Raw genomic sequence first — 22,762 nt, 5'->3', positions numbered from 1 at the left:
GTCAGCATGAAAAAAAATCGCGCTTTTCTGAAATGGGCAGGGGGGAAATACCCCCTGCTCGATGATATTAAAAAGCACCTGCCTAAAGGCGAGTGTCTTATCGAACCTTTCGTGGGTGCAGGATCGGTGTTCCTCAACACCGATTTTTCTCGTTATATCCTGGCGGATATCAACAGCGACCTTATCAGCCTCTATAACATCGTTAAGCTGCGTACCGATGAGTATGTCGCCGAGGCGCGCAAACTGTTTACGCCCGAGAACAATAACCCGGACGTTTACTACCAGTACCGCGCGGAGTTTAACCAGAGCCAGGACCCGTTCCGCAGAGCCCTGCTGTTCCTCTACCTCAACCGACATGGTTACAACGGCCTGTGCCGGTATAACCTGCGCGGGGAATTTAACGTGCCTTTTGGTCGCTATAAGCGCCCGTATTTTCCGCAGGACGAGCTGTATCACTTTGCCGAAAAAGCGCAGAACGCAGAGTTTCATTGCCTCTCCTATGAAGAGTGTATGGAACTGGCAGGCGTAAACTCGGTGGTTTACTGTGACCCGCCTTACGCGCCGCTGTCTGCGACGGCGAACTTCACCGCCTATCACACCAACAGCTTCAGCCCTGCCGAACAGGCTCGTCTGGCGGAGATGGCGGAAAAGCTGGTCAGCAAAAGAATTCCGGTGTTAATTTCGAATCACGATACCCCTGATACGCGCGAATGGTACAAAGCCGCGAAGCATTTTCAGGTCAAAGTGCGGCGTAGCATTAGCAGCAACGGCGGCACACGTAAAAAGGTGGACGAACTCCTGGCTCTTTATCGCCCCTGAGCCGTTTTGCCCGCCGGTAAACACATTTCAAGGAGAAGCGGATGAAACAGTTTTTGATTGCTCCCTCAATTCTGTCGGCCGATTTTGCCCGTCTGGGTGAAGATACCGCCAAAGCTCTCGCGGCTGGCGCAGATGTCGTCCATTTCGACGTGATGGATAACCACTACGTTCCGAATCTGACCATTGGTCCAATGGTGCTCAAGGCATTGCGTAACTATGGCATTACCGCGCCGATCGACGTTCACCTGATGGTGAAGCCTGTTGACCGCATCGTGCCTGACTTCGCCGCGGCGGGTGCCAGCATCATCACTTTCCATCCGGAAGCCTCTGAACACGTCGACCGCACGCTGCAGCTGATCAAAGAGAACGGCTGTAAAGCAGGTCTGGTGTTTAACCCGGCCACGCCGCTGAGCTATCTCGACTATGTCATGGACAAGCTGGACGTGATCCTGCTGATGTCCGTTAACCCGGGCTTTGGCGGCCAGTCGTTTATCCCCCACACGCTGGATAAGCTGCGTGAAGTTCGCCGTCGTATTGACGAGTCAGGCTACGATATTCGTCTGGAAGTGGACGGCGGTGTGAAAGTGAATAACATTGGTGAAATTGCGGCAGCGGGCGCGGATATGTTTGTTGCCGGTTCAGCCATTTTCGACCAACCGGATTACAAAAAAGTCATTGATGAAATGCGCCGCGAGCTGGCGAAGGTAAGTCATGGATAAATTACAGGCTATTCGGGGTGTGGCATTCGACCTCGACGGCACGCTGGTTGACAGCGCGCCGGGTTTAACGAGCGCCGTTGACCAGGCGCTGTATGCACTTGAACTCCCCGTTGCGGGTGAAGAGCGTGTCGTCACGTGGATTGGCAACGGCGCCGATGTTCTGATGGAGCGCGCGTTGACGTGGGCACGTCAGGAGCGTGCGTCACAGCGTTCCGCGCAGGGTAAACCGAGCGTCGATCACGCGGACATTCCGCAGGAAGAGCAGCTGCGTATTCTGCGCAAACTGTTCGATCGTTTCTATGAAGAGACCGTCGAGGAGGGCAGCTTCCTGTTCCCGGACGTTCAGGAAACGCTGAGTGCGCTGCACGCGAAAGGCATCCCGCTGGGGCTGGTGACCAACAAGCCAACCCCGTTCGTTGCGCCTCTGCTGGAAGCGCTCGATATCGCGAAGTATTTCTCCGTGATTGTGGGCGGCGATGACGTGCAGAACAAAAAGCCGCATCCGGAACCGCTGCTGCTGGTGGCAGGAAAATTATCCTTAACGCCCGCGGAGCTGCTCTTTGTCGGGGATTCGCGCAATGATATTCTGGCTGCCCGAGCGGCAGGATGTCCTTCCGTCGGATTAAACTATGGCTACAACTACGGTGAAGCCATCACGCTAAGTGAGCCGGATGTGGTCTTCGACCACTTCAAAGATTTGTTGCCCGCACTCGGGCTTTCGCACAGTGAACATCAGGAATTGAATAATGACTAAGCCCATCGTTTTTAGTGGCGCACAGCCTTCAGGTGAATTGACCATTGGTAACTACATGGGTGCGTTACGTCAGTGGGTCAGCATGCAGGATGACTACCATTGCATCTACTGCATCGTCGATCTCCATGCGATTACCGCGCGTCAGGATCCTGAGAAGCTGCGCAAAGCCACTCTCGATACGCTGGCGCTGTACCTGGCCTGCGGCATCGATCCTGAGAAAAGCACCATCTTCGTTCAGTCTCACGTGCCGGAGCACGCGCAGCTGGGCTGGGCGCTGAACTGCTACACCTATTTCGGCGAGCTGAGCCGCATGACCCAGTTCAAGGATAAATCCGCGCGCTACTCTGAAAACATCAACGCCGGTCTGTTTGACTATCCGGTGCTGATGGCGGCGGACATCCTGCTGTACCAGACAAACCAGGTCCCGGTGGGTGAAGACCAGAAGCAGCATCTTGAGCTGAGCCGCGATATCGCCCAGCGCTTTAACGCGATCTACGGCGATGTGTTTAAAGTGCCTGAGCCATTTATTCCGAAGTCCGGCGCGCGCGTGATGTCGCTGCTGGAACCGACCAAAAAGATGTCCAAGTCTGACGATAACCGCAACAACGTTATCGGCCTGCTGGAAGATCCGAAATCCGTCGTCAAAAAGCTCAAGCGCGCGGTCACCGACTCCGACGAGCCGCCTGTTGTGCGCTACGACGTGCAGAACAAAGCGGGCGTCTCCAACCTGCTGGATATCCTCTCCGGCGTGACCGGCCAGAGCATTCCTGAGCTGGAACAGCACTTCGAAGGCAAGATGTACGGCCACCTGAAAGGTGAAGTGGCAGACGCCGTTTCCGGCATGCTGACCGAGCTTCAGGAGCGCTATAACCGCTATCGCAATGACGAAGCCTTCCTGCAGAAGGTGATGAAAGAGGGCGCGGAAAAAGCCAGCGCGCGCGCGTCCGAAACCCTGAAAGCGGTATACAACGCGATTGGGTTTGTTGCGAAGCCTTGAGTCTGCTTGCCGGGTGGCGCTAACGCTTACCCGGCCTACAGGATCGTGTAGGTCGGGTAAGGCAAAGCCGCCACCCGACAAAAAACACACTCTCCAAAACTAAAAAACCGGGACATCCCGGTTTTTTTACGCCTGTAAAACGTTTACTGCTGCGCCGCCGGGCCGCAACCACCGATGATCTTCGAAATGGAGATCGCCGGGTGCAGCAGATAATCGTAGCTGCAGTTATTTTTGGTGTTCTGTACGTGACCGGTGCAGGCAGTCAGCGTCGATAACAGGCCAACCAGAACGGCGGCTTTTGCCAGTTTGAACATACGCATTCCTTGTCTTAAAAACGAAAATTGGATGTAACTCAATGGAATAAAGGGAAAAGTTCCACTTCGGGGCGGTATGTTATCGACAGCGGTAAGAGGGGAGTAGTCCGCTTAAGGACTACTCCGGAAAGGAAGAATATGCGTTAGTGATTCGAGAACCAGTTCAGCCTGTCGCGCAGTTCAACCACGCGGCCCACCACAATCAGCGCCGGGCTTTCGACCTGCTGCGCCAGCTCGCCTAACTGCGTCAGCACGCCATCCACCACGCGCTGCTTGATGGACGTACCGTTTTCCACCAGCGCGACCGGCATATCTGCCTTCATGCCGTGCTCCAGCAGCTTCGCCTGGATCGTGGCGGCCTGGTTCAGCCCCATGTAGAACACCAGCGTCTGCTTTTCGGCGGCCAGATTATGCCAGTCCAGCTCGCTGCCGGTCTTCAGGTGGCCCGTCACCAGGCGCACGCTCTGGGCGTAATCCCGGTGGGTCAGCGGAATGCCAGAGTACGCTGAGCAGCCGGATGCTGCCGTAATGCCCGGCACTACGGAGAACGGAATGCCCGCGTCGCACAGGGTTTCCAGCTCCTCGCCGCCGCGACCAAAGATAAACGGATCGCCGCCCTTAAGGCGCACCACGCGCTTACCTTTCTGCGCCTCGCGCAGCAGGATCTGGTTAATCTCCTCCTGCGGCACGCAGTGGTAGCCCGCCCGTTTGCCAACGAAGACGCGGTCGGCGTCGCGACGGACCAGATTCATGATGTCATCAGAAACCAGACGGTCGTACACCACGATATCCGCCTGCTGGATCTGCTGTAGTCCTTTTAACGTCAGCAGACCCGCATCGCCGGGACCTGCGCCCACCAGCACCACTTCGCCTCGATGATCCAGGGGTTCGGAGAGTAACTGCGTCGTTGTCTCTTCAACCGCCTTCACGTCCTGATTCGCCAGCGACTGCGCCAGCCTGTCGTTCACAAAGAATTTTTCCCAGAAGCGACGGCGCTCGCCCACTGTCGAGAAGGTTTGCTTCACGCGGGAGCGGAGTTGCCCGGCATAATGCGCAATCTGACCAAGATGCTGGGGCAACAGGGCTTCCAGTTTTTCCCGCAGCAGACGCGCGAGAACCGGCGAACGTCCCCCGGACGACACTGCGATCATCAGCGGCGAGCGGTCGATAATCGACGGCATGATAAAGCTGGCCTCTTTCGGCGCATCCACCACGTTGCAGAAGATACGGCGCGCTTCGCAGGCATCGCTCACGCGCTGGTTCACTTCATCGTTATCCGTCGCGGCAATGGTCAGCCAGCAGGTATCCAGCAGGGATTCATTAAACGCGCCCTGTTCCAGCGTGAGCATCCCTTCCTGAGCCCAAACCTCAAACTGGGGGGCGAAGGACAGGGCATTCACGGTCAGGCGGGCGCCAGCCTCTAACAGCAGGCGCGCTTTGCGCTCGGCCACGTCGCCGCCGCCCACGAGCAGGCAGTCGCGGTTGCGTAATTGACAAAAAATCGGCAGGTGATCCACGACGTTACCTCACAGCATTCATGGCGGGGGAAGAATTGACGTCAGGATAACAGCAGGAATCGTACAGAACATACGGTTTTTCCTGCCGTTACCCATAAGGGGTCATAAGCCTTTCCTATTGAAAAGGCGAGGGGTTACGCTTTCAGCTGCACCTCGCCGTCCTTCACGCGGACGTCGTAGTGTTTGACCGAGAAGCTTTCATCTTCCATGCAGAGTCCGTCGGTTAAGCGGAAACGCTGCTTTTTCAACGGGCTGGCGACCCACAGTTCACCCTGGTGCTCGGCAATCAGGCCGCGGGAGAGCACGCTGGCCTCAAAGAACGGGTCGATATTGCTGATGGCAAAAACCTGTTCATCGTGGCGAGGGCGGAAAATCGCCACCTGCTCGCTGCCCAGCAGCGCACAGACGCCGGTGGCGGGGAGAATGTCGTTAATATTGCAGATGTTTACCCACTGGCTCATGCGTTTTCCTCCACCAGCGTGACCGGAATACGTTCATACGGTGTCGCCGGACGATGCTGTTCGCGCTCCGGCACAACCTGTACGTTCGGGTCGCGCTGGGTGCTGTTGATAAAGTGTTTGAAGCGCGTCTGCGCCGCCGGGGTGTTGACGGTTTCCGTCCATTCGCAGATCACCGCCTCGCGCAGGCGCGCCATCTCCGCTTCCAGATGTTCGTTCAGGCCCAGCTTGTCGTCGATGATGACCGATTTCAGGTAATCGATGCCGCCCTCAAGGTTATCGAGCCAGGAGGCGGTACGGGTCAGCTTATCGGCGGTACGGATGTAGAACATCATGAAGCGATCGAGATACTGAATCAGCTTGTCACGATCGAGATCTGCCGCCAGCAGGTCCGCATGGCGCGGTTTCATCCCGCCGTTGCCGCACACATACAGGTTCCAGCCTTTCTCGGTGGCAATAATCCCCACGTCTTTACCCTGCGCTTCCGCACATTCGCGGGTGCAGCCGGAGACGCCAAACTTCATTTTGTGCGGGGTACGGATGCCTTTGTAGCGGTTTTCCAGCTCCACGCCGAAGCCCACGCTGTCGCCGACGCCGTAGCGACACCAGGTGCTGCCCACGCAGGTTTTCGCCATGCGCAGCGCTTTGGCGTACGCGTGGCCGGTTTCGAAGCCCGCTTCAATCAGCTGACGCCAGATTTCCGGCAGATCGTCCTTCTGCGCGCCGAACAGGCCGATACGCTGGGAGCCGGTAATTTTGGTGTAAAGGTTAAATTCACGTGCGATACGGCCCACCGCGACCAGCCCTTCCGGCGTAATTTCACCACCGGCCGAGCGTGGAATCACGGAGTAGGTGCCGTCTTTCTGGATGTTGGCCAGGAAGTTGTCGTTGGTATCCTGCAGCGGCGTATGCTCGGGCTGGAGTACGTACTCGTTCCAGCAGGAGGCCAGCAGGGAGCCGACGGTCGGTTTACACACTTCACAGCCGTAGCCCTGGCCGTGCTTCGCCAGCAGCTCGTCGAAGGACTTAATGCCTTCCACGCGGATCAGGTGGTACAGCTCCTGGCGTGAATACGAGAAGTGCTCGCACAAGTTGTTGTTCACTTCGATGCCCTGTTTCGCCAGTTCGGCGTTCAGCACCTGAGTGACCAGCGGAATACAGCCGCCGCAGCCGGTACCGGCTTTGGTTTCCGCTTTTAGCGCCGCAACGGTGTGGCAGCCTTTGTTGATGGCAGAGATCAGCATGCCTTTGGTGACGTCGAAGCAGGAGCAAATCTGCGCGCTGTCCGGCAGTTTATCTACGCCGATAGACGGCTTGCCGCTGGAGGCGTGCGCCGGGAGGATTAGCGCGTCCGGGTTTTCCGGCAGTTCGATGGCGTTGAGCACCAGCTGGAGCAGATTACCGAAGTCGCTGGTGTCGCCCACCAGCACCGCGCCGAGCAGGGTTTTGTTGTCCTGGCTGACGATGAGTCGTTTGTAGACCTCTTTGCTTTCGTCCAGATAGACATAGCTGCGGGAATTCGGGGTGCGGCCGTGCGCATCGCCAATACCGCCTACGTCCACGCCCAGCAGCTTCAGCTTGGCGCTCATGTCTGCGCCAGTAAACGCGTTTTCGCTGCCGAGGATATGGTCCACGGCGACCTGCGCCATTTTGTAGCCCGGCGCCACCAGACCGTATACGCGGTTGTTCCAGCTGGCGCATTCGCCGATAGCGTAGATATCCGGATCGGAGGTCTGGCAGGTGTCGTTAATCATGATCCCGCCGCGCTGCGCCACGGCCAGCCCGCACTGGGTCGCCAGCTTGTCGCGCGGACGAATACCGGTGGAGAAGACGATGAAGTCCACTTCCAGCTCGCTGCCGTCGGCAAAGCGCATGGTTTTGCGTGCTTCGGTGCCTTCCTGGACAATCTCTTTGGTGTTCTTGCTGGTGTGAACCTTCACGCCCATGCTCTCGATTTTACGACGCAGCTGGTCACCGCCCATGTGGTCCAGCTGTTCGGCCATCAGCATCGGGGCAAATTCGATGACGTGGGTTTCAACGCCGAGGTTTTTCAGCGCGCCAGCCGCTTCCAGGCCCAGCAGGCCGCCGCCGACCACCGCACCGCGTTTGCAGCGGCGCGCGCAGGATTCGATGGCGTTGAGATCTTCAATGGTACGGTACACGAAGCAATCCTGCGTTTCCGAGCCTTTAATTGGCGGGATCCACGGATAGGAGCCCGTCGCCATGATCAGCTTGTCGTAAAAAACCGTACGCCCGGCGCTGGAGTGGATCACTTTTTCCTGACGGTTGATGGTGATAGCGCGTTCGCCCACCAGCACTTTTACGCCATGCTTCTCGTAGAAACCTTCGCGCACCAGAGAGAGCTCTTCGGCGGTATGATGGGAGAAGTAGGAAGACAGGTGCACACGGTCGTACGCCTTGCGGGGTTCTTCACAGAACACGGTAATATCGAACTGCTCAGCATCGGCCTTATCGAGAAGATCCTCGATAAAGCGGTGGCCGACCATGCCGTTACCGATGATAGCGAGTCTGACTTTGCTCATTATTGCCTCGATTTCTTTTCTATTATTGCCTACCTTAACGATTCAGCAGAGGCGCTTATTGATGCAAATCAAATACGTCTTCGCCTACTCCTTAGGTGGTATATGACTGATTTGTCAGGATTTTTATAAGTAGTGGAAATCGAAGGCTTTTCGTGTTCGTTGAATTTGTGTACAACTCAGGGGCGGTTTTGCCAGAATCAATACGCCTGAATATCAGCGGCGTTTTTTAGGGGAAAGGTATGTCTACAGCACCGTTATGGCTTGTTCAGAATGTTCGTTTACCAGGTCGGGAAGGGCTGTGGCAGCTCGCCATTGAGAACGGGCGATTTGGTGACATCACCCCGATGGACGACACCCATGCCGAAAGCTACGAAGTCTTAAACGCGCGCGGTGGGCTGGCGATCCCGCCGTTTATTGAGCCGCATATTCACCTCGATACCACCCAGACGGCGGGTGAGCCGAACTGGAACCAGTCCGGCACGCTGTTCGAAGGCATCGAGCGCTGGGCCGAGCGCAAGGCGTTGCTCAGTCATGAGGATGTGAAAGCGCGCGCCTGGAAAACGCTGAAGTGGCAAATTGCCAACGGCATCCAGTTTGTTCGCACCCATGTGGATGTCTCCGACCCGACGCTCACCGCCCTGAAGGCGATGCTGGAGGTGAAGCAGGAGGTGGCGCCGTGGGTAACGCTGCAAATTGTCGCGTTTCCGCAGGAAGGTATTCTCTCTTACCCGAACGGCGCGGCGCTGCTGGAAGAGGCGTTAAAGCTGGGGGCCGACGTGGTGGGGGCGATCCCACACTTCGAGTTCACCCGCGAGTATGGCGTCCAGTCGCTGCATATCGCGTTTGAGCTGGCGAAGAAGTATGACCGTCCGCTGGATATTCACTGCGACGAAATCGACGACGAACAGTCGCGGTTTGTCGAGACGGTGGCCGCGCTGGCGTATGAGGCCGGTATTGGGCCGCGCGTGACGGCCAGCCACACCACCGCCATGCACTCCTACAACGGCGCTTACACCTCGCGGCTCTTCCGCCTGCTGAAAATGTCGGGGATTAACTTCGTCGCTAACCCGCTGGTCAACATCCACCTGCAGGGGCGCTTTGATGATTATCCGAAGCGTCGCGGTATCACCCGGGTGAAAGAACTACAGGAGGCGGGCATTAACGTCTGCTTTGGTCACGACGACGTCTTCGACCCGTGGTACCCGCTCGGTACCGGCAACATGCTGCAGGTGCTGCATATGGGGCTGCACGTCTGTCAGATGATGGGCTATCCGCAAATCGACAGCGGCCTGAATCTCATCACCCACAACAGCGCCCGGACCTTTGGCCTGAGCGATTACGGCATTGAAACGGGAAACCCGGCAAACCTGATTATTCTGCCTGCGGAGAGCGGGTTTGAAGCGGTGCGCTGCCAGGTGCCGGTGCGCTGGTCGATTCGTCAGGGACGGATCATTGCCACCACGCAGCTGGCGCAGACCTGGATCCAGATGGATACCGGAGGAGAAGAGGTAAGTTTCGCCAGAAACAGCCCCTCTGCCTAATGCAAAGGGGCGCAGGGTTTAGTGCGATGCCGCTGCCGCGTTGTGCTGGCGGTGGCGGGTCACAAAGCCCAGGATGAAGCACATGATGAACACCACGGCGTACAGACCGTTCGCGGTATGCAGCGCGGCCAGCGGGCCGCTGTGGGCAACGATCGGGCCCGTCACCACGAAGGTCAGCATGGTGCCGATGGTGCCGCAGGTCAGAACGAAGTTAACCAGCTTCGGCGAGGCCACTTTGGTCTGCAGGGAGCCCAGGGTGATGATCGAGGTATAAATGGCGCTGGAGAAAAAGCCCAGGGTCAGAATGAACCACGGCATATGTTCCGGGGAGCCGTTGATGAACAGGTACATCAGCACGGTCGCCAGGCCTGCCAGCACGGTCAGAATGCGCTGCAGGTCGAAGAAGCGCAGGATGAAGCTAAACGCCCACATGCCGAACATGTAAGACATCCAGAAATCGCTCACCAGTTTACCCGCATCGTTCAGGCTCATGCCCAGACCTTTGGCGTATTCCGGTACCCAGGAGATAAAGCCCAGCTGTCCCAGGATATAGCACAGGGCGGCGATGGAGAGGAACAGCACGCCGATGCCCCACTTCTCTTTCGCGACGGGTTCTGCGGTGGTTTGCGCTTTCTTGCCCAGCACCGGGAACTCGCAGCCGAAGGTCAGAATGAAGATGGCAACGTAGACCAACCCAATGCAGGCATAGACCCAGTACCACTCAATGCTGCGCGCCAGCAGAACGGCCGCGACCATCGGGAAAATCATTCCGGCCATGCTGAAGAAGGAGTCGGTAAACAGCAGGCGCGCGCCGCGCTGGCGGCCTTCATACATATGGGTAATCAGGAACGTACCGATCGACATGGTGATCCCGCTGACCAGACCAAGCACGAACATGGCGGCGGAGAACAGGGCGATGCTGTGGCTCAGCATCAGGCCCGCCACGGCGGCGACCATTAGCACAAAGCCAAAACGCAGCTGGGTTTTCAGCGGCACGATTTCCATCAGCCAGGCATTCAGGAAAATAGAGATCAGGATCCCTGCGTTGAGGAAGGTGAAGGTATTACTCATGCTGGAAACGGGCAGCTGGAAGTAGTCTGCGATATTTCCCATCACCATCCCGGTGACGATCACCAACGCGCCGGTCAGGGCGTAGGAGAAGAAGCTGATCCATGTGAGCTTGATGCGATTGCTGTTAGTCATGTCTGGCCTGTTCAGAAAAAGAAAAGCGCCCAGGGGGCGCTGAGAGCGGGCAGATTTTAGACATTAAAGTGATCTATTCATATCTTTTAAGAGAAATTAGAACTTCATTGCATGTTTTTGTGTGATCCTGATCACACAAAATGGCGCTAAAGCCAACCGTTTGCGTGGTTACAACTGTTTCAATTTCGTAAAATTAGGTAAAAGGCTGGTCTCCGTTCATACTGCTCTTTAGAATCAAGCCATTCGCTTTTTATACTGCGCTTTGTTAAGGAATTCTCATGCTCAAATCAACACTGGCGGCTGTCGCAGCTGTGTTTGCTCTTTCTGCCGTTTCCCCTGCTGCGCTGGCAGCCAAAGGGGACCCTCACGTTCTGCTGACCACCTCCGCCGGGAACATTGAGCTGGAACTGAATAGCCAGAAAGCTCCGGTTTCTGTGAAAAACTTCCTCGACTACGTGAACAGTGGTTTCTATAACAACACCACTTTCCACCGCGTGATCCCAGGCTTTATGGTGCAGGGCGGCGGCTTCAACGAGCAGATGCAGCAGAAGCAGCCGAACCCGCCTATTAAAAACGAAGCGGACAACGGCCTGCTGAACAAGCGCGGCACCATCTCCATGGCGCGTACCGCAGACAAAGATAGCGCGACCAGCCAGTTCTTCCTCAACGTGGCGGATAACGCCTTCCTCGACCACGGTCAGCGTGACTTCGGCTATGCGGTGTTCGGTAAAATCGTGAAAGGGATGGACGTGGCTGACAAGATTTCTCAGGTGCCTACTCACGACGTCGGTCCGTATCAGAATGTGCCGTCAAAACCGGTGGTTATCCTCTCCGCAAAAGTTCTGCCGTAATTCTTCTGAACGCGGGCTCTCCTGCCCGCGTGATGTCGCCCTCCCTGCGAAAGCGCGTTTTGCTGCTTATACTTGTGGCAAACGGACTATTCAGGGAGGCGTTAAGTGAAAAAACTCACCGACAAGCAAAAATCCCGTCTCTGGGAACAGCAGCGTAACGTCAATTTACAGGCCAGTTGTCTCCTTGAAAAAGGTAATGGTCCCTCGGAACCCCACATTGAGACGCTGGAGCTTGGGCCTTCCGCGCCTGGGTTGCCCCATCTGTGCCTTATTCATCGTCATCTGTACCGCAGCGAGATGAAGCGGGCAGGCGAACTCCGTACCGACGATATTTTTAAAGGTGATATTCCGTTCTGCCATTTCGAATACATCGAAAAGATGGGTAACGAGCTGATGGCGGCGCTGGAAAGCGAAAAATATCTTGTGGGTCTTGAGAAAGCGGCGTTTGTTGACCGGGTTAGCCACTATTACTGCGAAATCAACATGCTGCATCCCTTCATGCGCGGCAACGGTATTGCCCAACGCGTGTTCTTCGAGCAATTGGCGCTCCATGCAGGCTACGCGCTGGACTGGCGCGATATCGATCCCGAGCAGTGGGTGGCGGCTAACCGCAGCGGCGCAACGGGTGATTTATCCACGCTAAACGCTATCTTTGCCAAAGTAGTGAGCGAAGCGCGGGAATCTGAGTAGAATAGGGCGGCATTTTTTTCGGGAGCCGCCATGATTCTGCTGATTGATAACTACGATTCCTTCACCTGGAACCTTTACCAGTATTTTTGCGAACTGGGTGCCGAGGTGGTTGTTCGTCGCAACGACGAGATCGATCTCGCCGATATCGAGACGCTGGCTCCACAGAAAATCGTGATTTCTCCGGGGCCGTGTACGCCCTCGGAGTCGGGTATTTCTCTGGATGTGATCCAGCACTATGCCGGCAGGCTGCCGATCCTGGGCGTCTGTCTGGGCCATCAGGCGATTGCCCAGGCGTTTGGTGCCACCATCGTGCGCGCCGCCAAAGTGATGCACGGTAAAACTTCGCCGGTCACCCACACGGGCACCGGAGTGTTCACGGGGCTCAATAATCCGTTAACCGTGACGCGCTACCATTCCCTGGTAATTGACCCGTCGACGCTGCCCGACTGCTTTGAGGTGACGGCCTGGAGCGATACGCAGGAGATCATGGGGATTCGTCACCGTGAATGGGACCTCGAAGGCGTGCAGTTTCATCCGGAAAGCATCCTCAGCGAGCAGGGCCATGCGCTGCTGGCAAATTTCCTCCATCGCTGAATAACTGTTGCCTTGTTGTGATTTTTTATGCATATTTTGTGATTATATTTTCACAATCAATGTGACATAAAATGGATGGGCATGACATGGCAACTGAACAACCAGCAATTACCCGCGCGACATTTGATGAAGTGATCCTGCCGATTTATGCACCGGCTGAGTTTATCCCGGTGAAGGGAAAGGGCAGCCGCGTCTGGGATCAGCAGGGTAAAGAGTATGTGGATTTCGCGGGCGGTATTGCGGTCACGGCGCTGGGTCATTGCCATCCCGCGCTGGTGGAGGCGCTAAAAACCCAGGGCGAAACCCTGTGGCACACCAGCAACGTGTTCACCAACGAACCGGCGCTGCGCCTGGGACGTAAGATCATCGATGCCACCTTCGCCGAGCGCGTGCTGTTTATGAACTCCGGCACCGAAGCCAACGAAACCGCCTTTAAGCTGGCGCGCTACTACGCGACAACGCGTCACAGCCCGTACAAAACCAAAATCATCGCCTTCCACAATGCCTTCCACGGACGCTCCTTCTTTACCGTCTCCGTTGGCGGCCAGCCGAAGTATTCCGACGGGTTTGGCCCGAAACCGGCTGATATCGTCCACGTGCCGTTTAACGATCTGCACGCGGTGAAAGCGGTGATGGACGACCATACCTGCGCGGTAGTCGTTGAGCCGATCCAGGGTGAAGGCGGCGTGACGGCGGCAACCCCGGAATTCCTGAAAGGGCTGCGCGAACTGTGCGACGAACATCAGGCGCTGCTGGTCTTTGATGAAGTGCAGTGCGGAATGGGACGTACCGGCGATCTGTTCGCGTATATGCACTACGGCGTGACGCCGGATATTCTGACCAGTGCTAAAGCGCTCGGCGGCGGTTTCCCGGTGAGTGCGGTACTGACGACGCAGGAGATCGCCTCCGCGTTCCACGTTGGCTCTCACGGTTCTACCTACGGCGGTAACCCGCTGGCGAGCGCCGTGGCGGGTGCCGCGTTCGACATCATCAACACGCCAGAGGTGTTGAACGGCGTCAGCGCGAAGCGCGAGCTGTTCGTAAAACACCTGCAAAAGATTGACGAGCAGTACGATGTGTTCAGCGAGATCCGCGGTATGGGGTTATTGATTGGTGCCGAGCTGAAGCCGCAGTATAAGGGCCGCGCGCGCGACTTCCTGCACGCCGCCGCTCGCGAAGGGGTGATGGTGCTCAACGCCGGGCCGGACGTGATGCGCTTTGCACCGTCGCTGGTGGTGGAAGACAAAGACATTGAAGACGGGTTAACCCGGTTTGCCGCCGCGGTCGCGAAGATCGTAAAAGGTTAATACGCCGTCCGCTTCAACCTGCGGGTTAGCCAAATCCCGTGATGCGGACGCTGACGCCATGCCACCGACGAAATGGTGTGCATGGTGTTCAGATGCCCCAGTACGCGCTGCAAATGCTGCTCCAGGGTGCTCATTGGCCCGTGGGTTAACGTTTCCGGCGCTTCCAGAATGTTCGAATCTCCCGACTCACCCGGCGAGTCATATTCCAGACGCTGCTGACACCGCTGCAACGCAATTTCACACGACTGCAAATAGCGCTGCGCCAGATCCGGCGTCAGCATCGTGTGCTCGCGCGCCAGCGTGGTCATGGCGTTAATGTGCTCGACGATAAACTGGCTGTGCGTCACCCACAGCTTCATGTCTGCCAGATAGTGCGAATTAAAGCCCGGCTCCTGCATTGCCTGGTTGAGTGAGTTGAACAGGGCGTTGTGCGCCTGGTTGACCTTCATGCGCTGATAAGCCAGCGGCGACGGCTGCGGGTCGTCGCTCAGGATCAGGCGAATGGCCTGCTGGTCGGCTTCCAGCGCGTCGTGGGCGTTCTGGCGCAGCAGTCCACTTTGCCACTGCGGCCACAGCCAGACCATGCCGCCAAAAGCAATCAGGCAGCCGATCAGGGTATCAATCAGCCTGGCGACAATAAACTGTTCGCCATTGAGCGTGAGCAGCTGCAGGGTATATACCGCCGTCACCGTAAAGCCCACCATCGCCCAGCCGTAGTTTTTGCGGATAATCAGGTAGCTTACCAGCGTGATCGCCAGCATGCCTGCCAGGGTATAGCCTTCCGGCACGTGGAAGTGCAGCGTCACGCCCGCGATGATCAGCCCGGCCATGGTGCCGCCCGCCCGATGCAGAATACGCACCCGCGTGGCGCCGTAGCCGTTCTGAGTGACAAACAGCACGGTCATTAATATCCAGTAGGGTTTCGGCAGATGCAGCGCCATGCCCATCAGGCTGGCGGTACTGAGCATCACGCTAATTCGTGCGGCGTTGCGCAGGGCGGACGATTTAAGAGAAAGATAGCTTTTGAGCGCGGGCAATAGCGGCAGCCGTTTCTGCTTATCCGCCATCAGGTCGCGGGGATAAAGCGGGCGCTGCGTGCGCAACACGCGGGCGATACGGCTGAAGTGCCAGGCGGCAAACTGGCCGACGGGGTTATCCGGATGCTGACGAGCGATTTTCTCCAGCGCGCCCAGCTGTTTGTCCATGTTAAAGCGCGTCGGGTAGCGGTGATAGAGAATATCATCGGCCAGAACGCGCAGGCGTGCGGACACCGTCTGCGCGTTCCAGCGGATCACCGCTTCGGCGTGGCTGCGCTCGACCAGCTTTTGCACCTCCTGCGGGTGGTGCAGGCTCACGGAGATATGCTCCTGCAGATCCAGCCCGACCTGGAAGGTGCGCAGCAGCCGTTTGTACTCGTGGTTCTTGTTGGCGGCGAGCATATGCAGCTGCTGATAGCACTGGCTTATCAGATCCACCACCTTCTGCTGGCGCGTCAGCAGGGGCGGTAAGGATTTTTCCGGATCGGTATGCTGGGTCAGCAGGGTGTATTTGGCTTCGCAGTAATCCGCAAGCTGCACATAGAGCAGGCTCAGGGATTCACGCAGCGGCTGCTCCCGCCACAGCCAGAACCAGAACCAGTTAAACAGGCCGTACCATAATGTCCCCAGGGCGTAGATCAGCAGCGGCTCCCACACCGGCATATTCCCGGCGAGGCTCAGCGTGAAGATGGCCGCAATCAGCGACGCGGGAAGCAGGCGGGCGTGCAGCGAACTGATTTCCGCCGTGACGCCGAGGGTCATCGCCAGCACGGTCAGGATCAGCGGCAGCGGGATATCACGAGCCAGTAACAGCTGTACGGCGAGGCTACAGCCCGCAAACAGGCAGCCGCCGATAATCAGGCGTTTGAAAAAGCGCTTATGCGGCGTGTCCAGACCGGCGATGTTGCAGCAGGCAGGCACGAGGGAAAACAGCAGACCTTGCTGAAGATGTCCGAGGATCAGGCCTATGGCCACGGGAAGACACAACACCAGCGTTTGTCGCAGTGCGTAGTTAACTTCCGGGTGATAGATCAGCCTGCGCCACATGGAGAGTAGAGACAAAAACGGCGTGACACCTTGCGATGGCACGCCGTTTAAGCGGAATTAACGCGTTCCGTAAACCACGATGGTTTTACCGTGGGCAGAGATCAGGTTTTGATCTTCCAGCATTTTCAGGATACGGCCCACTGTTTCACGGGAGCAACCGACGATCTGACCAATTTCCTGACGGGTAATTTTAATTTGCATGCCGTCCGGGTGGGTCATGGCGTCTGGCTGTTTCGCCAGGTTCAGCAGGGTCTGTGCGATACGGCCAGTCACGTCCAGGAAGGCGAGGTTGCCCACTTTCTCTGAGGTGACCTGCAGACGGCGCGCCATCTGGGAAGAAAGACGCATCAGGATGTCAGGGTTAACCTGAATCAGCTGACGGAACTTCTTGTAAGAAATTTCAGCCACTTCACATGCTGTCTTTGCACGAACCCAGGCGCTACGTTCCTGGCCCTCTTCAAACAGGCCCAGTTCACCGATGAAATCGCCCTGGTTCAGATAAGAAAGGATCATCTCTTTCCCTTCTTCATCTTTGATCAGCACTGCCACCGAGCCTTTAACGATGTAATACAACGTTTCCGCTTTTTCACCCTGGTGAATCAGCGTGCTCTTTGATGGGTACTTATGAATGTGGCAATGAGACAAGAACCATTCGAGAGTCGGGTCTGTTTGCGGTTTGCCAAGCACCATGCGCTGTTATCCTCTGTTATAAGCTGTCACCAGAGTCATCAGATGCATCCGGACTCTGGGGTTGCAATCGAATTCTTACCCATACCCTGGGAAGTCGGCTACCGTAACGTTTCGCAGCCAGTAAAGTTTGATGTCCTCTGCATACATGTGTAACGTCAATGTATTACTGTAGCATCCAGAGTGTTTTAGCATAGCTTTCGCCGCGTGTCTCCTGGTGTCTCGCTTCAGCATGATGCAGGTCGCCTTCCATTGCGAGAAATGTAACGCACGCGTAATCTGTCACCAAAAATGCAACGTTGGAGTTTAAGAATATGCAAGCGCGCGTGAAATGGGTTGAAGGTTTAACGTTCCTGGGCGAGTCCGCGTCAGGACACCAGATTTTGATGGACGGTAACTCCGGCGATAAAGCGCCAAGCCCAATGGAAATGGTGCTGATGGCGGCAGGGGGATGCAGCGCCATTGACGTGGTGTCGATTCTGCAAAAAGGTCGTCATGACGTGACGGATTGTGAGGTTAAACTCACGTCAGAACGTCGCGAAGAGGCGCCACGCTTGTTCACCCATATTAATCTGCACTTTGTGGTCACCGGTAAAGAGTTGAAAGACGCAGCGGTCTCGCGTGCGGTGGACCTGTCTGCGGAGAAGTACTGCTCTGTGGCGTTAATGCTGGAGAAAGCGGTAAAAATCACGCATTCGTATGAAGTGATCGAGGCTTAATCTTTTGGCGGGTGGCGCTTCGCTGACCCGCCCTACTAAAGCATGACCGTAGGCCCGGTAAGCGCAGCGCCACCGGGCAAAACAACTCACGCAATCTGCTTCCCCTCCATCAGTCGCTCCACCAGCGGCGTCATGATGAGCTCCATCGCCAGCCCCATTTTTCCGCCCGGCACGACTAACGTATTCATGTGCGAAATAAACGAGCCCTGCAGCATGGCCAGTAGCCAGGGGTAATCAATGCCTTCGAGATTGCGGAAATGGATCACCACAAAGCTCTCATCCAGAGACGGGATGCTTTTGGCGGCAAACGGGTTGGAGGTGTCCACCGTCGGCACCCGCTGGAAGTTAATATGGGTACGGGAGAACTGCGGCGTCAGGAAGTTGATGTAATCTTCCATGGAGCGCACCACCGAGTCCATCACCGCCTCTCGTGAATGGCCGCGCTCGCTCATGTCGCGCGTCAGCTTCTGGATCCACTCCAGGTTAACGATAGGGACCACGCCGACCAGCAGATCCACGTGGCGCGCCACGTCGTGTTGAGGGGTGACCACGCCACCGTGCAATCCTTCGTAAAACAGTACGTCGGTGGGTTCCGGCAGCGGTTGCCACGGGGTGAACGTCCCCGGTACCTGATTCCAGGGAACGGCTTCATCATAGGTATGCAGATACTTGCGGGACTGCCCTTTGCCGCTCTGACCGTACTCTATAAAGGTTTGTTCCAGCAGGCCGAAGTCATTGGCTTCCGGGCCGAAATAGCTGATGTGTTTACCCAGATCGCGCGCCTTACGGATGGCCATATCCATCTCCGGACGCGTGTAGCGGTGAAAGCTGTCGCCTTCGACCTCCGCCGCACGAAGATTCAGCTGGGCGAAAATCTTGCGAAAGGCGAGGCTGGTGGTGGTGGTTCCCGCACCACTCGACCCCGTAACGGCAATAACCGGATGTCTGGCAGACATAGCAACTCCCTGACTTAAAAGGGTGGAAGATCAGCCGTGAAACGCGTTGCGGGGCATGATATTGACCGTCTCATGCAGTTCTGACCACACCAGCACCACGTCGCCGCTTTTCAGCTGGCGCTTAACATCGTTGACCTTTTGCTCAAGCGAGCGTTCCTGTTCACCATAATCGGTGCCTTCGCGTAATACAAAACTTTCAATCAGATTATCGAGTGTTTCGGGAGCCAGATCCTGCCAGGGAATAATCATTTTGCACCGTCCAGATAAGGGGTTAGCCAGTCAGGAATACGCGTCTCAAGCCACATTTTCGGGCGGCGCAGCGTACCGCCGATAAACCCGACGTGGCCGCCGTGCTCGGTCAACTGATAGTGAACGTTGTCGGGCAGGAATTCCTGAGCGGGGATCGAGTGATGATCCATAAACGGGTCATCTTTGGCATGGATGATCAGCGTCGGCTGCGTGATCTTACTGAGCAGCGGCATGGCGCTGCACTGACGATAATAGTCAATCGCATCGGCGAAGCCGTGGATTTTCGCGGTGATCAGGTCGTCGAACTCGCGAATACGGCGCACCTTTTTCAGCTGGCGCAGGCTGACCGGCAGTGTATCCGGGTAGGCTTTCAGCTTACGCGCCGCGTTGGCCTTCAGCAGGTTGAGCAGGTAGCGCTGATAGACGCGGGAAAAGCCTTTATCCATGTGGTAGCTGCACTGCTCCAGCATAAACGGTGCTGAGACAATGACGGCGGCATCCAGCGGGACGCTTTCACCCTCTTTGGCCAGCAGGCAGGCCAGCATATTGCCGCCCAGCGAGTAGCCCACCGCGGCGGTCGGCACGGTGCCAAAGTTGTCCCGCAGCCAGTGTAAAAACCACGTTCCGTCTTCGGTTTCACCCGAGTGATAAATGCGTTTCTGACGATTCGGTTCGCCGCTGCAGCCGCGAAAATGCATCACCACGCCGAGCCAGCCGCGCGCTTTTGCCGCCTCAATTAATCCATGCGCATACGGGCTGTGCAGGCTGCCTTCCAGGCCGTGAAAGACCACCAGACGCGGCTTATGGCGGGCCTGTTCCGGCGCTTCGCTCCAGGCGAGATCCAGAAAATCACCGTCTGGCAGGTCAAGCCGCTGCCAGTGTGGGGTGAACTGAACCTTGCGGCGGATCAGTCGCGGCAGCATGGTCTGCAAATGGCGATTGGCCACGCCGCGCATAGGCACGAACTCAGTGCTGTCTTCGGCCGCAATGTCGAAGTCTGATGGAATGATTTGGGTCATAAGGGCGATGCTGATTCTTGTCAGAAATTTACGGTACTTTCCGAATTGTACCCCGTTTAGCCTGGTTTTCCGAAACATGAACTGATCCCGATCACAAATCTTTACCTTGATTATTACTCTCAGGCTAATGATTCCACTCTACGCTTAATTGATGCCTTTCTCACCAGAGCGCACACTTTACTCAACGTTAAGCAAATCAAAATGATTAGCTGAATCAGGAGGTTAATAATGTTATCTGGGCAAACACCCACCCGGCAATGGAACACGCGACGCAGCGAAAAAGCGCGTCGCCTGGCGTCCGTACCGGTGCAGGGCAAGGTACTGCCAACCGGCGATCTTGTCGCCATGCTGGAAAAATTAATCGCGCCTGGCGACAAGGTCGTTCTGGAAGGTAACAACCAGAAGCAGGCGGATTTCCTTTCCCGCTCGCTGGCCGAAGTGAACCCGCAAATTGTCCACGACCTGCATATGATCATGCCGAGCGTCGGCCGTAGCGAGCATCTGGATATCTTCGAGAAAGGCATCGCCCGCAAGCTGGATTTCTCCTTCTCCGGGACGCAGAGCCTGCGAATCTCCCAGCTGCTGGAAGACGGTCAGCTCGAAATCGGCGCAATTCACACCTACATCGAACTTTACTCACGTCTCTACGTCGACCTGTCGCCCAACGTGGCGCTGATTGCCGGCTTTAAAGCCGACCGCAAAGGCAACCTCTATACCGGGGCGAGCACTGAAGATACCCCGGCGCTGGTGGAAGCCGCCGCGTTCCACGACGGCATCGTCATCGCGCAGGTGAACGAGCTGGTAGACGACGAATGCGAGCTGCCGCGCGTGGATATCCCGGGCTCCTGGATCGATTACGTCGTGGTTGCCGACAAGCCGTTCTTTATCGAACCGCTGTTCACCCGCGACCCACGCCTCATTAAACAGGAACATATCCTGATGGCGATGATGGCCATCAAAGGCATCTACGCGGAACACCAGGTGCAGTCCCTGAACCACGGTATCGGCTTTAACACCGCGGCGATTGAACTGCTGTTGCCCACCTACGGCGAACAGCTCGGCCTGAAGGGCAAAATCTGTAAACACTGGACGCTGAACCCCCATCCGACGCTGATCCCCGCCATCGAAAGCGGTTGGGTGGAGAGCGTGCACTGCTTCGGCGGCGAGCTGGGGATGGAAGAGTACATCCGTGCTCGTCCGGACGTCTTCTTTACCGGGGCCGACGGCTCTATGCGTTCCAACCGCGCCTTCTGCCAGCTGGCAGGTCAGTACGCGGTGGATATGTTTATCGGCTCTACGCTGCAGGTAGACGGCTATGCCAACTCCTCAACCGTGACCCGCGGTCGTCTTTCCGGCTTTGGCGGTGCGCCAAACATGGGCCATGACCCGCACGGTCGCCGCCACGCCACGCCGGCCTGGCTGAACATGATCACCGAGCCGGACCCGATGCAGCGCGGTAAAAAGCTGGTCGTGCAGATGGTCGAAACCTTCCAGGCAGGCGTGAAGCCAACCTTCGTGGAAAAACTCGATGCCGTCGACGTGGCGAAAGCCTCCGGCATGCCGCTGGCACCGGTGATGATTTACGGCGATGACGTGACGCACGTGCTGACGGAAGAGGGGATTGCCTACCTCTACCGGGCGAAAGATCTGGAAGAGCGTCGGGCCATGGTTGCCGCCGTCGCGGGGATCACCGACATCGGCCTGGGCGTGGACGCCAAACGCGTGGCGGAACTGCGCCAGAGCGGCAAAGTGGTCTATCCGGAAGATATGGGGATTCGCCGCACTGACGCCACCCGCTCTCTGCTGGCGGCAGGCAGCGTGTCTGACCTCGTTGAGTGGTCCGGCGGTTTGTATAACCCACCTGCGAAATTCCGGAGCTGGTAATGAAACTTCTGCCCCAGATTCAGGTTGAAGGCGGTGCCGAATGGCTGGCGCGAACCGCCACGCAGTGTCTGATTGACGAAGCACGTTTAAGCCCGAAACCCGGTCTGGTGGACAGTCGGGGGAACGGCGCGCACCAGGATTTATCGCTTGCGCTGATGGAGCGCTCCGCGCATAGCCTGACCTCCACGTTTCAGGCGCTGGCGCAGCAAAGCTGGCAGCGTCCGGCAGATATCGCACTTCGGCAAACCGTCGGGCGACTCGGTCGCGAAGGCGAGCAGCAAATGATGTCCGCAACCGGGGGCGTAAACACCCATCGTGGCGCGATCTGGGCCCTGGGATTGCTGGTGAGCGCAGTGGCGATGCTGGGCGGTGATGCAGCTGCGCAGGCCGTCGCGAATACCGCCGCGCAGCTGGCAAAACTCCCGGACGATGCGGCGCCGAAAGTGTTCAGCAAAGGGCTGCGCGCCACGCACCGTTACCGCGTGCCGGGCGCGCGTGAAGAGGCGCAGCAGGCGTTCCCGCACGTCATGCAGCGCGCGCTGCCGCAGCTTCGCCTCAGCCGTCTCAACGGCAGCAGCGAAACGCACGCCAGGCTCGACGCGCTGATGGCCATCATGACCTCACTCACCGACACCTGCGTGCTGTCACGTGCCGGAATGGAAGGGCTTGACGCCATGCAGGACGGTGCCCGTGCGGTGCTGAATACCGGCGGCAGCGCAACGCCTGCGGGCCAGCAGGCGCTGGCCAGGTTAGACCGTCAGATGCTGGCGCTCAACGCCTCACCGGGCGGCGCTGCCGACCTGCTTGCCGCCACGCTGTTTCTCGACCGCATCGAAACGCCAAATTCAAAGCATTAA

The 22,762-nt window shown here is 57.3% G+C and carries 22 protein-coding genes; 12 read left to right on the top strand and 10 right to left on the bottom strand.

Annotated features, from left to right (window positions below):
- Window positions 1-6: 6 nt before the first annotated feature.
- From dam to trpS, 4 genes are read left to right on the top strand one after another with little or no spacing between them, the layout of a single operon-like run.
- Window positions 7-819, top strand: a complete 813-nt coding sequence (gene dam, locus AC4IC4_RS21210; RefSeq protein ID WP_024907922.1) for an adenine-specific DNA-methyltransferase — start codon at window positions 7-9, stop codon at window positions 817-819.
- A gap of 41 nt (window positions 820-860) precedes the next feature.
- Entirely contained in the window at window positions 861-1,538 is a 678-nt protein-coding gene (rpe, locus tag AC4IC4_RS21205) for a ribulose-phosphate 3-epimerase (protein WP_024907923.1), read from the top strand.
- Window positions 1,531-2,292, top strand: coding sequence for a phosphoglycolate phosphatase (gene gph, locus AC4IC4_RS21200; RefSeq protein ID WP_491471833.1), 762 nt, complete (start codon window positions 1,531-1,533; stop codon window positions 2,290-2,292). Before rpe ends, gph begins: the two co-directional genes overlap by 8 nt.
- Complete coding sequence (gene trpS / locus AC4IC4_RS21195; protein WP_032648344.1) at window positions 2,285-3,289, top strand: tryptophan--tRNA ligase; 1,005 nt, start codon at window positions 2,285-2,287, stop codon at window positions 3,287-3,289. Before gph ends, trpS begins: the two co-directional genes overlap by 8 nt.
- 143 nt (window positions 3,290-3,432) lie before the next feature.
- Here the strand turns inward: trpS and AC4IC4_RS21190 are convergent, their stop codons facing one another.
- The 4 genes from AC4IC4_RS21190 to nirB form a co-directional block, all read right to left on the bottom strand.
- Complete coding sequence (locus AC4IC4_RS21190) at window positions 3,433-3,603, bottom strand: YhfL family protein (protein WP_008503029.1); 171 nt, start codon at window positions 3,601-3,603, stop codon at window positions 3,433-3,435.
- A gap of 143 nt (window positions 3,604-3,746) precedes the next feature.
- Window positions 3,747-5,120, bottom strand: a complete 1,374-nt coding sequence (cysG, locus tag AC4IC4_RS21185; RefSeq protein WP_491471832.1) for a siroheme synthase CysG — start codon at window positions 5,118-5,120, stop codon at window positions 3,747-3,749.
- A 134-nt stretch (window positions 5,121-5,254) separates the two neighbouring features.
- Window positions 5,255-5,581 carry a nitrite reductase small subunit NirD gene (gene nirD, locus AC4IC4_RS21180; RefSeq protein ID WP_045909328.1) on the bottom strand — a complete coding sequence of 109 codons (327 nt, stop codon included), beginning with the start codon at window positions 5,579-5,581 and terminating at the stop codon, window positions 5,255-5,257.
- A complete protein-coding gene (gene nirB / locus AC4IC4_RS21175; protein WP_491471831.1) occupies window positions 5,578-8,121 on the bottom strand; it encodes a nitrite reductase large subunit NirB in 2,544 nt (847 codons plus the stop codon). Before nirB ends, nirD begins: the two co-directional genes overlap by 4 nt.
- A 239-nt stretch (window positions 8,122-8,360) precedes the next feature.
- On the opposite strand from nirB, the gene AC4IC4_RS21170 reads away from it, so the two are divergent.
- Window positions 8,361-9,662, top strand: coding sequence for a cytosine deaminase (locus AC4IC4_RS21170; RefSeq protein ID WP_407820781.1), 1,302 nt, complete (start codon window positions 8,361-8,363; stop codon window positions 9,660-9,662).
- A gap of 18 nt (window positions 9,663-9,680) precedes the next feature.
- Here AC4IC4_RS21170 and tsgA read toward each other — a convergent pair whose 3' ends face one another.
- On the bottom strand, window positions 9,681-10,865 hold the full coding sequence (tsgA, locus tag AC4IC4_RS21165) for an MFS transporter TsgA (protein ID WP_021242206.1): 1,185 nt from the start codon (window positions 10,863-10,865) through the stop codon (window positions 9,681-9,683).
- Window positions 10,866-11,143: 278 nt separating this feature from the next.
- Here tsgA and ppiA point away from each other — a divergent pair, with 278 nt between their 5' ends.
- The 4 genes from ppiA to argD all read left to right on the top strand — a co-directional run bounded on the left by ppiA (window position 11,144) and on the right by argD (window position 14,307).
- Window positions 11,144-11,716 (top strand): peptidylprolyl isomerase A, encoded by a 573-nt coding sequence (gene ppiA, locus AC4IC4_RS21160; RefSeq protein WP_023309471.1) that lies wholly within the window; start codon window positions 11,144-11,146, stop codon window positions 11,714-11,716.
- Between the two features lie 105 nt (window positions 11,717-11,821).
- Window positions 11,822-12,406: a putative adenosine monophosphate-protein transferase Fic gene (locus tag AC4IC4_RS21155; RefSeq protein ID WP_491471830.1), complete on the top strand. Its 585-nt coding sequence runs from the start codon at window positions 11,822-11,824 to the stop codon at window positions 12,404-12,406.
- A gap of 30 nt (window positions 12,407-12,436) precedes the next feature.
- Complete coding sequence (gene pabA / locus AC4IC4_RS21150) at window positions 12,437-13,000, top strand: aminodeoxychorismate synthase component 2 (RefSeq protein ID WP_491471829.1); 564 nt, start codon at window positions 12,437-12,439, stop codon at window positions 12,998-13,000.
- An 86-nt stretch (window positions 13,001-13,086) separates the two neighbouring features.
- Window positions 13,087-14,307, top strand: a complete 1,221-nt coding sequence (gene argD / locus AC4IC4_RS21145; protein ID WP_491471828.1) for a bifunctional acetylornithine/succinyldiaminopimelate transaminase — start codon at window positions 13,087-13,089, stop codon at window positions 14,305-14,307.
- Here argD and AC4IC4_RS21140 read toward each other — a convergent pair.
- Together AC4IC4_RS21140 and crp are read right to left on the bottom strand one after the other, a co-directional pair.
- Window positions 14,304-16,391 (bottom strand): YccS/YhfK family putative transporter, encoded by a 2,088-nt coding sequence (locus tag AC4IC4_RS21140; protein WP_032648358.1) that lies wholly within the window; start codon window positions 16,389-16,391, stop codon window positions 14,304-14,306. The genes argD and AC4IC4_RS21140 overlap by 4 nt on opposite strands.
- 57 nt (window positions 16,392-16,448) lie before the next feature.
- A complete protein-coding gene (gene crp / locus AC4IC4_RS21135) occupies window positions 16,449-17,081 on the bottom strand; it encodes a cAMP-activated global transcriptional regulator CRP (RefSeq protein ID WP_000242758.1) in 633 nt (210 codons plus the stop codon).
- A 311-nt stretch (window positions 17,082-17,392) separates the two neighbouring features.
- On the opposite strand from crp, the gene AC4IC4_RS21130 reads away from it, so the two are divergent.
- The gene (locus tag AC4IC4_RS21130; protein WP_008503018.1) at window positions 17,393-17,797 is read left to right on the top strand and encodes an OsmC family protein; all 405 of its coding nucleotides are present in this window, start codon (window positions 17,393-17,395) and stop codon (window positions 17,795-17,797) included.
- A gap of 86 nt (window positions 17,798-17,883) precedes the next feature.
- Here the strand turns inward: AC4IC4_RS21130 and AC4IC4_RS21125 are convergent, their stop codons facing one another.
- The 3 genes from AC4IC4_RS21125 to AC4IC4_RS21115 are packed head-to-tail and all read right to left on the bottom strand — an operon-like array spanning window position 17,884 to window position 20,021.
- Window positions 17,884-18,753: a phosphoribulokinase gene (locus AC4IC4_RS21125; RefSeq protein WP_008503017.1), complete on the bottom strand. Its 870-nt coding sequence runs from the start codon at window positions 18,751-18,753 to the stop codon at window positions 17,884-17,886.
- A gap of 30 nt (window positions 18,754-18,783) precedes the next feature.
- Window positions 18,784-19,002 (bottom strand): YheU family protein, encoded by a 219-nt coding sequence (locus tag AC4IC4_RS21120; RefSeq protein WP_008503016.1) that lies wholly within the window; start codon window positions 19,000-19,002, stop codon window positions 18,784-18,786.
- Window positions 18,999-20,021, bottom strand: coding sequence for a hydrolase (locus AC4IC4_RS21115; RefSeq protein ID WP_032648359.1), 1,023 nt, complete (start codon window positions 20,019-20,021; stop codon window positions 18,999-19,001). Before AC4IC4_RS21115 ends, AC4IC4_RS21120 begins: the two co-directional genes overlap by 4 nt.
- Before the next feature lie 228 nt (window positions 20,022-20,249).
- Here AC4IC4_RS21115 and mdcA point away from each other — a divergent pair, with 228 nt between their 5' ends.
- Together mdcA and AC4IC4_RS21105 are read left to right on the top strand one after the other, a co-directional pair.
- Window positions 20,250-21,905: a malonate decarboxylase subunit alpha gene (gene mdcA, locus AC4IC4_RS21110; RefSeq protein ID WP_032648362.1), complete on the top strand. Its 1,656-nt coding sequence runs from the start codon at window positions 20,250-20,252 to the stop codon at window positions 21,903-21,905.
- Window positions 21,905-22,762: a triphosphoribosyl-dephospho-CoA synthase gene (locus tag AC4IC4_RS21105; protein ID WP_491471827.1), complete on the top strand. Its 858-nt coding sequence runs from the start codon at window positions 21,905-21,907 to the stop codon at window positions 22,760-22,762. The genes mdcA and AC4IC4_RS21105 overlap by 1 nt, the downstream gene beginning before the upstream one ends.

The organism is Enterobacter sp. Taxon_2, assembly GCF_058355295.1.
Note: the sequence above shows the minus strand (reverse complement) of the source record. Positions and strands in the feature narration are given on the sequence as shown.